We start from the raw sequence: 17,217 nt of genomic DNA on the forward strand, positions 1-17,217 counted from the left end.
CCTCTTATGTATTAAAGAATTTCTTCTCCAGAAATAGCATTAACACGAATATATGTATTTGGAACTTTGTCAATTTCTGCAATATTTGTGTTTTCCGTATTTTTTCCTTTTTGATTAATTGTAAAAAGCCAGCATGGTACAAGATTTAACTGTTTTAAATCTATTGCACCGGTTTTTGAATCAATTTTGGGATTTATTAATTTAGGCGTATATATAAGGGAAATATTTTTAATTACAATCTCTTTTTGTAGAATTACACTGTCATACCTTTTTTTTACAGTTTCTAATGCTTTATCGATTGTAATTACAGACTTGCCATCACCAACAGTTCCAACCTTCTTATAAATCGTACCAAGCGGAGTAAAAAGTTCAATTCCTTTTTTTGAAATAATAATTTCAATTTGACTACCACTCACCGGAATACCTGAAGGAATCTGTGTATATCCTATATTGTCACATGGTATGCCATTTATATCTACTCTAAATTGTATATAATAAAATTCATCATCCTTTGTCCATTTTTCTTTCAGTTTAACCTTACCTAAATCAACAAAACCCTGAAGGCCTTCTTTTAGGCTTTTTTCCTGTTCCTGTTGCATGGTTTTATAATCAATAGAATAAGCTTTAGGCTGACCATATGTAGTTATATTAAGTTTACTAATAAATTCTTTCGCTCTTGAAATTGCTTCTTGTTTAAACATGAAGTCCAGATTTTCCAACTTGAATTTATTTAGATTTCCAGTATCAGATGTATTAATAATTCCCTGAATATTACTCTTTAACGGCGTAAAAAATTCAAAAAAGGTTTTATCATTAAGTATCATAAGGTTTTTTTCATCATCTTTATACAATACCCCAACACCTTCTTTTTTACCTTTGATATTTTTTAATTTAAAGAATATGTTAAGTAGTGTTTCGGGGTCAAACTTTATACTTTCAGCTTTTAACACCGAAACACTTTCTATTTTAGGGGCATCAACTATCGCATCAACATATAGGTTTTCTCCCAGATTTTTTTTAAATCTATGTATTGAATTGGATGAATTATTTAAGTCCTCTTGAACTGACGTAATCGAAGATTTTGCAGCTGAGATATTTGTATTTATTCTCTCGTTGTTAGAACACCCGATAAAGGTAAGTATGAGTATGCAAATAAATGTTAATATAAATGTTTTTTTCATAATAAGATAGCCCTCTGTTGTAATAGATTAAATACGTTTCATAGCATTACCGTTTGTTGTATTTTAGCATTTATGTAATCATATGTAAACAAACCCCATAAATAAAGCCCCGTTTATAAAACGGAGCTTTAGAAAAAATAATTTATTAAGAGGAAAAACAAAAATGAAAAAAAGTTTATGCACTTATATTAACAGCACAATATTAATAAATATTATATAATCAATGAACTTTTTGTAAACACGCAAAAGTGTATAAAAAATCCTCAAAGTACGATTCTTTGAGGATTTTTAACAGGTCTTTATTTTATGCTTATGACAATTCCATATGCTTTTTATTAAATAACCTTACACCTATAACATAGTACACAGCTGTAACAATGATAACTACTGCTAAATCACCTAAAACATTCTGCAGTCCCGCACCTTCATCCATTACCTTTTTTAGCGCAGTCATTGCAGGGGTTGTAGGCAAAAAGTCATTTATAGCTATAGTGTAGCCTGATATAGTAAATAAGTTTAATCTTGGTATAGGGAATGCTCCCGAAAAAATGAACAGCAACATATATGGTATATTTCCGAATATCAGAATATCGCTGGTTGTTCTTGAAAAACTTGCAACAATAAATCCAATAGGTATTACAGAAATACATGCAAGCATACTTATTAGAAATATAGTTGCTACGTTACCGCCAGGTTTAGCGCCAAATAATACAAAGGCTGTGAATAAGGTTATTCCTACTTCAACAAAACCAATTAATATCTGAGTAAGATTAAGTGACGCAAGCACTTCTAAAGCTGAAGCTTTAGATATTTGGAGTCTCCTTAATGTTCCGCTGTCAACTTCTTTAATTAAAGCTATTGCAGCAGTAAATAGTATCATTATTATTCCCACCATTATAGCTGCCGGTATTGATGCTTCAAAGGTTGTTCTGTTCTTATAATCTACTACAAAATCCTCTACAAAATTCAAGGAAGAACTTTTTCCGGTTATAGAATTAATCAGCTGCATACAATACTCGTTTATCATGATTGCTGAAATCATATAGTTTTGATTAGCCTTATCACCATAAACATACATATCTGCTTTAGCAGCATTAGGATTATTTTTTTGTTCTGCTATTCTTTGTGAGAAGTTTTCTGGAAATACTATATATCCATCATATTTCTTTGCTCTTATATTTTCTTTAGCTGTGTCCAGGTCTTTTTCAACAATAACTTTAAACATGGGTGTACCGTCAGAATTCTTTCGCTTATTTAATACATCAAGCAGACTTTGAGCAACATTCACGGTTGTACCGCTGTTGTCTGTGACCTGAACGTCCTTATTATAGATTGCAACTTTATATGTAGTTTCATGATTACTAAATACTCCAAAGAATATAGCAACAAACAATGGCCCGAATACTAGAACAAAGATGAGCAGTTTCCAGTCTCTAATTGCTTCAATTATAAATTTTTTAAAGAGGTACCATGTTCTCATTCTCTTAATCCCCTTCCAGTTAAAGTAATAAACACATCTTCTAATGTTCTTTTCCTGAATCTAATATCTTCAACAGTAATTCCATTCTTTTGTAAGATACCTTTAATATTTTGAATGTTATCCAGAATATCCGGTGCAACTATATTTAAAAGATCGTCAACAAATGAAAAACTTTCTGAAACCGCTGATAAATCAGTCTTCATGTTTTCAATCTTTTTAGGTGTAGCCCCTTCTGTTTTGATTTCAAGAACATCCCCCTGTCCTAGCTTGTTCTTTAACTGTTCTGATGTATCTATAACTAAAAGCTTGCCTTTGTCAATTATAGCAATTCTGTCTGCAACTCTATCGGCTTCATCCATATTATGAGTTGTTAGCAGAACTGTCTTATGTTTTGCAAGAGATTTTATATAGTCTCTCACTAAAATTTTACTTTGAGGGTCTAATCCGGCCTCCGGTTCATCCAATATAACCAGTTCAGGGTTATGAACCAGAGCAAGAATAATATTCAGTCTTCTCTGCATACCACCGGAAAGAGTTTTAGCAAGCTTGTTCTTCTTTTCTATCAATCCCATAGACTCAAGCAAACCCATTCCTTTTTCTTTGATTGCTTTTTTCTCCATATCATACATTTTTCCAACTAACTCGATTTGTTCGTAGCATGTTAAATCCTTCCATACTACAACATTCTGAGGACATATTCCAATAAGCCCTCTGGCAGTTTTGGGTTCTTTTTTAAGAGAAACGCCGTTTATATAAATATCTCCGTCGTCAGGCTCTATAAGTCCGCTAATCATACTGATAGTAGTGCTTTTCCCTGCTCCGTTAGGACCAAGGAATCCAAAAATTTCTCCTCTTTTTACATCAAAATTCAACTTATCAACTGCTTGAACCCCTTTGTAACTTTTAGTCAGATTCGTTACAGTAAGAATCGAAGAAACGTTATTATTTTTCATAGAAACTACCTCCAACATCCTTATAAAAATAATGAAAACTATTCACTTACATGGTTTGTAATTAAAATCTATACTTAGATAAACCTTGGAGATTTAGTACAGAACTCTTCAAATTCTTTTCCATAAATTCTTAGAAGATTCTTTTCTTCTATTAAAATCGTTATATAAATCATTATAAAATATGTAATTAAAACTATTACCGAAAGGAAAGTGTACCAAGCTATATTAAACCCTATTATAGCAATCCCATATCCAACATATTGAGGATTCCTGGTAAATCTGTACAAACCGCCTGTTATAAGTTTCTTTGTGTCAGTACCCATAGTTCTGGTGAATTTTCCGAAGTTAACCATACCCAAAACCATTACACCAAGTCCAAATACTATTAATAAAATACCAAATACTTTTAGAAGCATGTTATCAGGATGTTGATAAATTGAGTTGTAAGATGAATAATCTAAGATTATCCCATGCTCACAGAACCAAATTAAGAGAATTATAGAGCCCGTTAGTGTAAGCCTTCCTTTTTTATTGTAATCATACAGCATTTTAACGGAACTTATCACTCCTAAAACAAAAAATAAAATAAAGTATCCTAACATTGATTTTTCTGTATACATAGTTTTCCCCCTTGTCTTTTCCGTGGTATTTATATAACATATGCGTAATTTTTCTATATCAATCCTCCCTGTGATTAAAGTACATCAGCAATACCTAAATAGAAATATACTTCTATTATATTTTCAAATTTCTACTTTAGGCTGATTGCAGCTAAATAGTTCTAAATGGAATCTGTATCATCAGGCATTTTTATACCTTTGTAATATACTTCATTAAAGAGAATATTATATTCAAATATAGAGTCCTCTCTCAGCTTTACTTCCTCATCAGTTATATCTAAAAAACCCAGTCTTGCTAAATGTTTAATAAAATCGTTAGTGTTTTCAACAGGATCAGCATCGAACTGCTGCTTAAATTTTCTTCTGGAGATGTTCAGTGAATTTAAACCATAAAATATATTGGAAACTATATCACCCTCTTTATCATTACAGTTTACGTAAGATAGTGGCGGTATCTCTTTTTCTATACAGTCAATATATTTATCAATGCTTTTATATTTCAGATAGTTGCCTGCTGAAGCTGTCATGCCATGGCCTGAAGTTCCTAAAGCTAAATTTTCATGTAAAGGTATCCTATCTCTTAAATCTGCATATACATTAATACTTTTATCATCACGTGCAAAGTCATTTATTTTATAGTGAACAAAACCTTCATCTAATAGTCGCTTCCTTGCATGAAAATACATATCCGTTTCTCTTTTTATCATGGCTTCTTTTGTTTTATTATCTGTATTTCTCATTAATCCGTATATCGATATATGGTTTGCATTAAATTGAATTGCTCTTTCAAGATCCTCATAAAACATTTCGTCAGTTTCTGAATCAAAACCGTACATTATATCAACATTAAAATTCCAGCCGGCCTCTGATACTTTTCTTGCAACTTCTAATGCTCTATTAGAATCATAATCCCTTCCCATTTCCTTCAATACACTATCTTGAAATGACTGTATTCCCAGACTTATACGGTTTATTCCAGCATCTCTGTACTTGCTTAAATTATCACAGTCAAGAGATTTAGGGTGGGATTCTAATGTTATGCTGGTGCTCTCGTCAACAAAATATTCTTTTAATTTTCCAATAATATCGGACAGCTGATGAGCAGATAGTACTGTTGGTGTCCCCCCACCAAAATAGACAGCTTTGGCTCTTATTTTACTATTATTTTTATTCTTTCCGATGAATTCTATTTCTTTTATGAGTGCCCGTACATATTTCTCCAAATTGCCTTTATTTACTGATTTACTGTACGGACAATCTCTGCAAAAGGAATCGCAGAAGGGGACATGAATATAAATAATAAAATCTTCTTTTGGAACAAGCCTCTCAAAATCACTGCTTGCTTTGGCCCTGACCACATCGTTCATACCTTTATTAAAATCCGGCCCTAAACGTTCTACCAGTTTTCTTCTAATAGAAGCTTTTGTTGCAGAATAATTACTTGATATATTAATGGAATTAAGCATAGTTTTATATTCCTTTCCTAGTAGCCATTTTTTCTATAAAGGCTTCAAATCTCGTTGTTATTTGAGATTCTGAAAAATATCTCTCATCCATTGTATCTGAGTCGAAAAACAGTACTGGTATGCCCAGCTCTTCTAAAATGTATTTTCTTATTTCATATTGTGGTAAGGATTGAGGTCTGCAACTTCTGTCATTATGTAATATAACACCATCAATATTATATCTTTCAACCATATTTTTTATTTTTAGGCATTTATCCTGAACACCTCTATGAACATCCGAGTTTAACATTGAAGTTGCTGTATATCTGATCATGCCTTCCCTTACTTCATCAATGGTTTCACCTTTTTTTGAGTATTTTAACTGGAATTTTGCATTTTCTATTTGTTCTTTTGTAATCGGATACTTAAAGTCAAATTTCATGGCACTGCCTAACTCGTCATGCATTGCAAGATAAGTTCCGGTAACTAAGGAAACATTGTGTTCATCGAAAAGATTTTTAAAGAACCTCTTTTTTGAGTATATCGGAAGGTAGTGCCACATAACTCTAAACTTTTCATTGTTTTCAATTTTTTTGTTTCTCTCTGTTTGTATATAAACGTCGTTATATAGTGCAGCCATCATGTTTAGCATACCATCATCGGTATCCATTGAAATAAAACATGAGGTGAACATAAATAAATCCAACGCATTTACCGGTGCCGGACTGATAATATTAGCTTCACAAATTTCCCTCCACATTTCTGAAAATGTAAAGATATTAGCGTAGCTATCGTGTATACTTTCTATATCCATTTTATGACCTATTTTATTTTCTAAAATGTCCATCATCTCAGCTACCTGATCTGATACATAATTTATCATATCTTCATTTATTTCATCATATACGTATGGAAAATCAAGATTAATTAGGTCAACACCCATATATTTGCTTAAAAACTTAAAGCCCTTAGTTACTTGTCCACATGTACTATTAGATGTAATCAATATATCCGGCTTTGGAATATTAAAAGCAATTTCATTTTCACAAAGAACGGCTCCGATAACACCCTTTACTTCGCCACAAATATTGTGTGGTATTTCCCACTTACTCTCCAAATCATTCATCATGTTTTTAACTGCTTTGCGTTGAGCCTGAAAAGCTGCATGGATTTGTGGAAACACCGGTACAATACCCATTGCTCTGAATATGTAAGCCGGAATATCTACTCCTACCCAAGCCACCGGCTGGTTATTATCCTTCTTTCTGTTCATCCCGTTATAATGCTTAAGTAATAAGTTATTTGCTATTCTTGTAGAATGTGATAAATCGGCTTTATTATTTTTTTTCTTAAATAAATCATTCATAATTATATCCTTTCTAAAAACGATATAGTGATTCCAAAAATGCCTCTACTCTGGTTTGCATTTGGGCAAAATTATTTGTATTTATCACTGTTTCAACAAGCAAAGATTTTATACCCTCTTCTGCAAATTTTCTCTTTACGTAGGCATATTCCATAAACTGTGGGTCACAAAATGGAAAATAAATAAATATTACTCCGTCACAATCAGCTTCCCTGAACTTATCTATAAGTACCTTATCATAGCTTATATTTTCATAATTCTTTGCAGGGCAGAATAAATTGGACGTTACATTTGCAAAAGCATCCGGATATTTGAAGTCTCCACTGTCCTTTAGAGGTACAGTTCTTGCTCCTTCACATAAGTCATCACTTAATACTATTGCTCCACTTTCTTCTATGAGCTCAATTAACTTCAGATTACAGTTAATTATTCCGGAAACAATAATTTTCTTTTTATCTGTTTGTATATACTCTTGTAAAGACAATTGTTCTAATAAGCTTTTAAGTAGCTCGTTATGCTTATCCTTAGCCATGTAAAGTCCGGCTATTGTTACAGCCAAGCTATCGTATCCGCTGATTATTCCGGGCTTATTCCTTCTCAATTCATTGAGTTTAGAAAGTAGTTGTCTGTTTTCTCTATATATTTCATAACTTTTTTGAAGCATCTCTTCATCAATATCAATGTTCAATCTACTTTCTACCTCTGACTTAAAACCAGATATTGCACTCTTTATGTAGTCGTAAGAATATTGTGAATCCAGACTGGAAGGTATATTATAAATAAAAATATTTTTGTCAGTAATCCCGTGTGCTATACACGCTGTAACCTGAAGAGTGTCACAGCAATGACTGAATACAATTCCATCAAGAGAATCAGCATCCTCTGAACTTAGAAAATCAATAATACTCCTTGCAAACTCACAACAGTTACTGGTAATATATTTTTCTGAATTTATATTCTTTTTAGAAAAGCCCATAATCCTTACGGGTATGTAGCCTGCTGCATGAAGAATTTCTTCCGGTGGAAATATGCATGTATAGCCAATATATTTACCACCACTTTTAACTTTTTCTTCTTTAATATAATTTACAGGATCGTTAACAATTCTATGACATTCTCTATAAATATCCTTTATATCCATGAATACCTCCCACCTTTATGTATGCCAGTATTTTTTTCTATTAAATATATATCCCGGCGCACTAACAATTTTAAGCTGTTGACCTAAGTAATAATTCTTCCAGTTAACCGCTGTCCCTTTAACATAAAAATTTGCTATAGCTGCTCTAAAAAGACTTACGGTACTGATTTTATCAATCTGAGTCAACTCAAATTTACTTTGTCCGTTAATATGTGCCGTCAGAGCTTCCTTGTTGCATTTTTCCGTTAAATCCTTTATTGATAATTCAGTCATACTGATATCATCAAGTGCAATAAGATTTTCCCCATTAGAGCCCATGAACTTACAATCTGTTTGGTTGTCATTAAGATTAATAGTCGTTATTTCATCTGTAATTAGCTTTTCTAGTCCGTTGAATTTTACAATTTTTGATATGATTAATGAAGAAAATACTCCTACTGTTCCCAAACTATATATTCCTTTGAAGCTAATTCCCAGACTAAAGAGAAAGTTGAATATGCAGAAATTATGAATTATGGTTAATACCAAATTGAAATCATTATTACTGCTTGCTTTTAACTCTCCACTTTTAATAAAATCTTTTATGTACTGTATGTATTTATCAGGCAATTCTTTTAGTACACTGTCAAAGCAGTCTCTATAGAGTGAAAAGCTGTTGTAAAAGTTCAGCACATCCTCTTGTTTATGAATAGCTTCATTGAGAACTAATATTCTTTCCGGGAACGTTTTTTCTTTATGTCCATAGAATATTCTATCCTTCATAGGGCCTTTTTCGACTAACTCTTGCAGTTTTTCTTTTATTCCTTCTATTGAGTCGCTTTCAACTGCCACCCTATACTTATGATGAGCTCTTCCATATGATAATGTATAACACAAATTTGAAAAATAGTAACGATTTTCTTGTCGATTTATAGAATTTATTATTTTCTTGTATATTTCTGTCATAGTGTTTTCGTTCTGAGAGGATAGCACTAATAAATAACCATTATTGTTGCATTCATTTACATCATACAGGGGCGTTTGTATGTATTCCTCCACTACAACATGTGCATTAGTTCCTCCAAATCCGAAACAATTTATCCCGGCTCTTCTGGTATATCCATTAGGCTTCCAATCAGATAATTTATCATTAATATAAAATGAAGAACCTGCCAAATTTATTTTGCGATTTGCTTTATTAAAATTTAACATAGGAGGCAGCTTACGCTTTTTGAGTGCCATTATTACTTTAATAAGCGCCATAATTCCGGCAGCTGATTCACAATGCCCGATATTCCCCTTTGTTGTAGCAATTGCACAGAACTGTTTTTTATCAGTTGCTTGTTTAAAGGCATCTGCCAAAGCTTTAAACTCAGTATAGTCACCTAACTTTGTTCCGGTGCCGTGTGCTTCAATATAGGATATTGTATCTGCATCTATACCTGACTTCTTATAGGCTTCCAGTATTGTTTTCTTTTGTGCTACAGGGCTTGGAGTATTAAGTCCGTTAGTCTGACCTGCATGCATCACAGAAGTACTTTTTATTACAGCATGTATATTGTCCCCTGCTTCAATTGCTTTAGACAGAGGCTTCAATAACACAGCACCTACGCCTTCACCTCTTATATAACCATTTGCATAATCATCAAATGGTCTGACTTTACCATCTGTCGATAAAAGTCTTGCCTTAGAAAATATAATATTATTATCAGGAGCCAAAGTGAGATTAACTCCTCCCACCAGTCCCATTTCACATTCTCCTTGCAAAATATCCCGGCAGGCATTATGCAAGGCTACCATTGAGGATGAACATGCTGTATCCACAGCCAAGCTCGGCCCCGTCACATCTAAAACATATGAAATTCTGTTAGCAACTATTGAAAAGGTATTGCCTGACGCTAAATGAGGGGATAAATTTTTATAGTCCTTTGATTTTAGGTGAGCGTATTCATTGTTGCATATGCCTATATATACTCCTGTTTTAGTTTTAGCTAACCTTCCGTTACTGTAACCTGCATCCTCTACGGCCCTCCATGCAACTTCCAGCATGAGTCTTTGCTGAGGATCTATCATTGACGCCTTGTTAACTGATATACCAAAAAATGCAGGATCAAATTTATCAATACCATCTATAAAGCTTCCATATCTGCAGTCAGTTTTTCCCAGTTCCTCCGGATCAACAGAATAGTACTCTTCAATATTCCATCTTTCTTTAGGAATTTCTTTTATGGAGGTATATCCCTCACATAAATTTCCGAAGAATTCTTCGGCCTCTTCTGTCCCCGGAAACCTTCCTGCAAGACCAATAACGGCTATGTCATAACAACCGTCTTGTGTCTTTTTATATATTTTTTCTTCTTTTATAATTTCATCAGTTTTTTTAGCCTCAATAATTTCAGAGGATCTGGCTTCACTGATGGTTACATCATCAGCAGCTTCCTTCTCGTCCGCTAACCCATTGGCTAATTGTTCTCCATACGTTTCAAGCAAAAATTCGGCATATTTATTTATAGTATTATATTCAAACAGTTCTGTAGGGTCCAACTCCATATTTAATGAGTTCTCATATCTTGCAATAACTTTACCCGAAATAATAGAATCAAAGCCTATACAATCTAAGGTTTCGTTAATGTCTATCTCTTCTTTTTCGTATCCCATGCTTTTATTTATCTCGTCCAAAAAAATGTCTATGATTTTGTCTTTTATTTCTTCCTCACTTATTTTATGAGGTTTTTCAGATACTATATGTTGCTCAATAGACGCAACAGCTTCAACCACTTTTTCTGCTCTCGAAGTATTAGCCTGAACCTGCCCCGCCCTCTGGACTTTGTTTGTATTATCCTTGAGAGCTTTCAGTGTTACCCAGTATCTCTTATCTTCAAAAGGATATGTAGGAAGTGGTATTATCTGACCCTTACTCTTAAAATAATCGCTCCAATTAATTTCGCACCCTGAGCTATATAGTTTAGCAACTATATCATGTATGAATTTAGTACCTGAAACTTGTCTTGAACCGGCTGTTATCCTAGTTTCACAATACTGGTTTCTATTATCTCTGTATAAAGGCTCCACTACACCAAAGTCAATAGCTATATCATATTTTTCTTCTAGCATAGGAGTTTCTGCTATAGAGTTATTATTAGTATCTCTAATAACTTTTTCAAAAACATATTTATGATTATATATTTGATTACCGGCTTTAATAATATCTGCTAAAACAGCACCTCTGCCTGCTCCAATGGCCATTTTAGGCTTAATTCCCCACTTCATAAAAAGCACTGCCAACGCATATTGATAAGCGGTAATTGCTACTCCCAGCTGATAGTTTGTTAATGTTGTAAAAGCACTGCCACTCTTAGTTTCTAATAGTTCAAGTAAAGTTTCACTGTCCTTCGGTTCTGCTTCATTTATAAACTTCTGATAATACTGTTTAAAGTCTTCTTCCTCCATGAATAATGCAGTGATATTTTTGATGGTAGTTTCATAATCCAAGTTCTTTGCATTAGGAAAAACAAATAAACAACTTCCTTTTTGTTTCGCCTGTTCTTTACAATTACTGTAAATATTATTACTTTCTATTTCAGTGTCTAATCCTCTAAGTGATATTATTTCAAGTTTATCTTTTAATTGTTCAACATCTTTACAAACAAGAGCTATTCTTTTATTAAAATGCTTTCTTCCTACTCCCAGTGTATAGGATATATCTTCTATATTGTGGTCAGTTGTAATATAATTAGAATTCTTCGCCAAGTAATTTTTGAGATTTTTCACTATGCTTAAAAGAGCTTCCTTTGTTCTTGCTGATAAAAGAATAACCACTGAAGTTCTTGCAGGAACATTTATATTTTGTGTCCTTTGTACCTTTCCAACAGGCTGCTGCAATATGACATGTGCATTAGAACCCCCCATGCCAAAAGAACTCACGGCTACCGTCTTAGTAATATCTTTTCTATCATATCCGGTTACTTTATCTGCAATAAAAAATGGAGTGTCTTCCAATTTTGCCAGTGCATTTGGCTCATTAAAATTCAAGTTGGGAGTGAGTAGCCCACATTTAAAGCTCATCAGTGCTTTCAATATTCCTGCTATACCTGACGCAGGCTCAAGATGTCCTATATTTGTTTTTAAAGCTCCTATTGCGCAGAATGATTTCTTATCCGTATACTTGTTGAATACATTAGTTAGAGCCTTTATCTCCAACGAATCTCCATATAGGGTTCCTGTGCCATTTGTCTCAACGTACCATAAATCGGATGGATTGACGCCACTGTCCCCGTAGGCCTTTAAAAGCAACTGCTCTTGAGCTTTGGGATTTGGTGCCATAAGTCCATTAGATTTTCCATTATTATTTACTGCATATCCTTTTATAACTCCATATATAGTGTCTCCATCCCGTAAAGCCTTTTTGGCGGACTTTAACATAACAAAGCCCCCTCCTTCGCCGGGAACAACACCATTGGCATTCTTATCAAATGCCTTACACTTTCCATCCGATGAAAGAAGGCTCAACTGAGAAAAGCCCATATAATGTTCCGGCGGAATAAGAAGTCTTATACCTCCGGCGAGAGCCATTGAACACATACCACTTCTAATACTGTCACATGCGGAGGTAACTGCAATTAAAGAGGATGAGCATAGTGTTGCAACATGTTCACTGGGTCCTTGCAGTCCAAAAGAGTATGAAATCCTGTTTGCTATAACTGCAGCCTTATTCCCTAGCAGTAAAAACGGGCTGTCTGTATCTTCACTCTTACTAATTATGTCTTCGTAACAATTGTAGGAAGAGCCTACAAATACCCCTGTATCAGTATTCATGGACCTCTGTGCATATCCGGAAGTTTCAAGAGCCTCCCAGGCCAGCTCGAGCATAACTCTCTGCTGAGGATCCATAACCTTTGCTTCGTTTGGTGAAATTCCGAAGAAGGCTGCGTCGAACTTATCAACATCCTTTACAAACCCGCCCCATCTGCAACTTACTTTTTCAGAGTCTTCTTCTTTTAAACCACTTATATACCCCTGCCAGTCTATTCTGTCATAGGGTATTTCTTCAACTTTATTTACTCCTGCCGCTAAGTTACTCCAAAACTCCTCTATGTTAGCAGCTCCCGGCAGTCGGCAAGAATATCCTATTATAGCTATGTCACTATCATCATATACTGTTTTTATATTGCTACTGCTTACTTCTTCTTTGTACTGTTTTTTAGGTTCTTTCACAATATTATCTATTTGTATAGGCTTTGATTCCTCTTTTAATTCGCCGTCATCTCTTACATGTAACTCTTTTTCTTCTGTTGTTATCTGCGCTACATAGTCGCTTAACTCATTTATATTTTTATATTCAAAGAATACCGTAGGTTCAAGTTCGACTTTAAATTCTTCAATAATCCTCTCAACTATATTACCAACAATTATTGAATCCACTCCGTAGTCGCTGAAGGCTGCGAACCCATCAATTTCTTCTATGTCTATACTCAGAACCTCGGACAATATGATCTTAATCTTGTCCTGAACTTTTATTTCATAATTATTATCAGAAAAATCCTTCTTTGGGTTTTCAATTACATTCCCTTCATGCATTCCTTCAATTATATAATCAGATATTTCATCCACATTTTTATATTCAAAAAATATAGTCGGATCTATTTCCATGTTAAATTTAACATTTATAGCTTCCACTATCTCGCTGGCATTTATTGAATCAATGCCATAATCAGTGAAGGATGTAGTACTGTCAAATTCTACAGCATCTAACCCAAGTTTTATTGAAAGGATTTCTATTATATCTTGTTGAATAGCATCTTTGGATTTTACAGCATTAATTGCACATTCCTCTAATATAGGTTTTTCAGTTCTTTCAACTGATTCACTTATGTTGTCTATCCCCAATACCTTTAAGTAAACTTTATCAAAATCAAACTTATCCTCTTTTGTGGGTACGAAGGCTATGTTTTTATATGACGAACCCAAAATTCTTTTAAAAGCCTCAACACCCATCTCTTTGGATATACTTATTAAGCCCATATTTTCATTGGCCTTAAGTACTTCCTCAGATGCCATTCCCTCTGTCCAGGTAGACCAGTTTATACTTATTACCTTTTTTATATTCTTATAGGATTTTGATGCAAATGCATCCATATAAGAATTAGCAGCAGCATAGTTTGCCTGACCTCTATTACCTATTACTGAAACAATAGATGAACATAGTATAAGAAAGTCTAATTGTCTGCTTTTTAAAAGGTTATCTAAAATCCACAACCCGTGAACCTTTGGTTTTAGCACACTGGAAAAATCCTCAGAACTCATATTTACTATAAGTTTATCTCTTAAACCTCCGGCAGCATGAATTATTCCATTTATTTTTCCAACTTCTTTTTCTATGCTGCCCATTACTGTTTGCATATCCTCATAATTACATATATCAACTGTATAGAGGAATAATTTCGCTCCACTTATTTCAATATTTACCAGTCTTTTGATTTTACTTTTTAATTGAGCATTTTCCGTATTTTCCAGTACTCTTTTCCAATCCTGTTTTTCAGGATATCGGGTTCTGTTTAATAACACAATTTTAACGTTTTTATATTTGCCTATAAATTCTGCCAGAGATAAACCTATACCTCCACAACCGCCTATTATTACATATACTCCGCCTTCTTTGATATCTGTAACTTCATTTTTTAATAAATCTATAGATTCGCTAATTGGAACATACCAATCGTTATTTCGTATTACATTGTTTACTGCTGCCTTTTTGTTACAAATTACCTTTAATACTTTATGTGATAACTCCTCCTCCGAGCTGAAGCTGCTATCAACATCTGATAAAGAACAACTCAATCCGGTGTTTTCCATATTTATACTTTTTACTAACCCTGATATGGAAGCATTTTCACAACATATTTCTTCTTCATCTGAAATCGAAAAAGCATTTGAGGTTATTACATTTAGAAAACCGGTATTTGTATTTTTTAATTCTTTAAATGCTTTTACTATATTGAAAATACTTATTAAACCCGTATCCAATCTTTTTTCAAAATCCTCAAATGTATCGTTTTCAATAGTAAAATTACTTATAGTTGTCAAATGAATTATACGGCTTATGTTATTGTACTTACTAAAAAAATAGTTAAATACTTTTTTATAGTCTTCAAAGAGGTTATCTCTAATAAGAAAAGAATTCTCAGAGACTTGTCTAAATTCATTGCCTGCTCTTATAATTAACGGATTTGCGCCATTTGATTTTATGTCTTTGGAAAGCTGCTCTGCCAAAGCAGTTTCCTTGCAGAAAATAATACAATTCTCACCTTGTATTGATAATTCATTTCTATTATCACTATTTAGTTTTATATATTTAGAACTTTTAAAACTATTTTGAGGAATACTGATACCATCATTTTTCTGTTTATGTTTACCTACTGATTTGATTGTGAGTCCTTTTATTTGAACACATATTGCATCATTTTTATCACATAAACAAATATCGTACTTTTTTATTTGTGAATTATCAAAATTACTTTTCCTTTGATTACTTATACAGATAATGGAGTCATCAAAAGATTTAGTATAAATAAGTTCTTCAATATAGTAAGGCAGAAAAATAGAATCTTCACTTTCATAAAAAGATGGCATGGCTGCCGCCTGAAATGCACAATCTAATAAAGCAGGATTAACTATAAAATAATCTTGCAGGTAATCGCTGTTTTTATTAACGTTTAGTTCTGCAAATACATCCTTATCATTTATCAAAATACTATCAATACATCTGTAGAAATCTCCATATTGAAGTTCGGCCTTTCTATACATCTCATAAACTTTATCCTTATTAAGTCTGAATCCATCGTTGTTTTTATACTGAGCATATTCAGGTTTTAGTATCTCTTGGCAGACTTTCTCTTGAATCTGACCTTCAACATGTACAAGCCAACTAGAAGTCTCATCCATTGATGAAACGGAAAAATTGTATATGTCCCCTTTATATTCATATTTAATTTGAACTTTCTTCGTTTCTCCATTTTGAAATACCATGGGTGTATTTATTTTTACCCTTTTCATAACTACACCTGTTTCAGGATTCCAATACTCAAAATTGGCAAGTACAAGTTCCACATAAGCTGCGGCAGGAAGAATAGTAATTCCAGAAACTATATGATCATTTACAAATCTATGTTCTAAAGCGTTTAATTCAATTTCAAATATATCCATAAAAGCACTTCCCCTTTAACAATCTAAAAATTACTTAAACAAATCTTTTCAGTACAAAATGCGAAAAGTCCATTACTAAAGAGCCATCTTTATTACAGACCAATATGTCATATACCAACTGCTCCGGATTTTTTGAGCTATCACAGTATGCAACACCATAGCAGTAACTTATATCCTCCGGTTGTTTATAAACACGAACCCTTCTTATAAAACTTGGCAAATAAATATTTTTGGGGCTTCCACGATAAATGGCTCCTATTGATTGTATTACCCCATCTATTATTGAAGGGTTAATTGTAAAAGACTGGTTTTCTGAATTTATATTGCTGTTTTTTATAGTTGATAAAAATTCAAATTTATTTGTATAAACTTCCTCAACTGTTTTGTAATACTTCCCATATAGTATGCCGCTATCCTCATATCTTTTATAAAATTCATTTTTATTGATTATGCCTTGGCATCTTGTTCTAATTTCATTAAGCATCAAGGAATCCCCCCGCAAAATAGGGGACTCACTTACTTTACCTAATGCATGTATAATGTTCTTATCCTGTACACTACTCATTACCTTAAATCTGAACATAGAATTATCATACTCCAGATGAACCGCTGCTTTTGTGGGCACATCCTCTTCAACAACCATTGCGTTTGTTATATTTATATCTGAAAATTCAATACCTTGGAGCTTTTTGTCTTGTGTTAACGGCAGCATAACCAATGCAAAATATACTGCTGCCGGTACAACACATCTGGACATAACTTTATGGTCACTGATAAAATTTTGGTTTATTGATAAGAAGGTTTCATATATTTTGTGTGAATCATTCATTTCTTTTCCCCCAAAGTATAA

At 33.3% G+C, this 17,217-nt stretch carries 9 protein-coding genes; all 9 read right to left on the reverse strand.

What is annotated here, in order from left to right:
• Positions 1-11: 11 nt before the first annotated feature.
• On the reverse strand, positions 12-1,181 hold the full coding sequence (locus P0092_RS20115) for a hypothetical protein (protein WP_004621347.1): 1,170 nt from the start codon (positions 1,179-1,181) through the stop codon (positions 12-14).
• Between the two features lie 310 nt (positions 1,182-1,491).
• On the reverse strand, positions 1,492-2,661 hold the full coding sequence (locus P0092_RS20120) for an ABC transporter permease (RefSeq protein WP_004621346.1): 1,170 nt from the start codon (positions 2,659-2,661) through the stop codon (positions 1,492-1,494).
• Entirely contained in the window at positions 2,658-3,614 is a 957-nt protein-coding gene (locus tag P0092_RS20125) for an ABC transporter ATP-binding protein (protein ID WP_004621344.1), read from the reverse strand. The genes P0092_RS20120 and P0092_RS20125 overlap by 4 nt, the downstream gene beginning before the upstream one ends.
• Before the next feature lie 74 nt (positions 3,615-3,688).
• Entirely contained in the window at positions 3,689-4,234 is a 546-nt protein-coding gene (locus tag P0092_RS20130) for a methyltransferase family protein (protein WP_004621343.1), read from the reverse strand.
• A 161-nt stretch (positions 4,235-4,395) separates the two neighbouring features.
• On the reverse strand, positions 4,396-5,700 hold the full coding sequence (locus tag P0092_RS20135; RefSeq protein ID WP_004621342.1) for a coproporphyrinogen-III oxidase family protein: 1,305 nt from the start codon (positions 5,698-5,700) through the stop codon (positions 4,396-4,398).
• 4 nt (positions 5,701-5,704) lie between these two features.
• Entirely contained in the window at positions 5,705-7,045 is a 1,341-nt protein-coding gene (locus P0092_RS20140; protein ID WP_004621340.1) for a 2-hydroxyacyl-CoA dehydratase subunit D, read from the reverse strand.
• 13 nt (positions 7,046-7,058) lie between these two features.
• Positions 7,059-8,186 carry a 2-hydroxyacyl-CoA dehydratase subunit D gene (locus tag P0092_RS20145; protein ID WP_004621339.1) on the reverse strand — a complete coding sequence of 376 codons (1,128 nt, stop codon included), beginning with the start codon at positions 8,184-8,186 and terminating at the stop codon, positions 7,059-7,061.
• 15 nt (positions 8,187-8,201) lie between these two features.
• A complete protein-coding gene (locus P0092_RS20150) occupies positions 8,202-16,367 on the reverse strand; it encodes an SDR family oxidoreductase (RefSeq protein WP_276187008.1) in 8,166 nt (2,721 codons plus the stop codon).
• Positions 16,368-16,401: 34 nt separating this feature from the next.
• Positions 16,402-17,196, reverse strand: a complete 795-nt coding sequence (locus P0092_RS20155) for a polyketide synthase dehydratase domain-containing protein (RefSeq protein ID WP_004621335.1) — start codon at positions 17,194-17,196, stop codon at positions 16,402-16,404.
• Positions 17,197-17,217 lie beyond the last annotated feature (21 nt).

Source organism: Ruminiclostridium papyrosolvens DSM 2782, from assembly GCF_029318685.1.
Lineage (GTDB): Bacteria > Bacillota > Clostridia > Acetivibrionales > DSM-1351 > Ruminiclostridium > Ruminiclostridium papyrosolvens.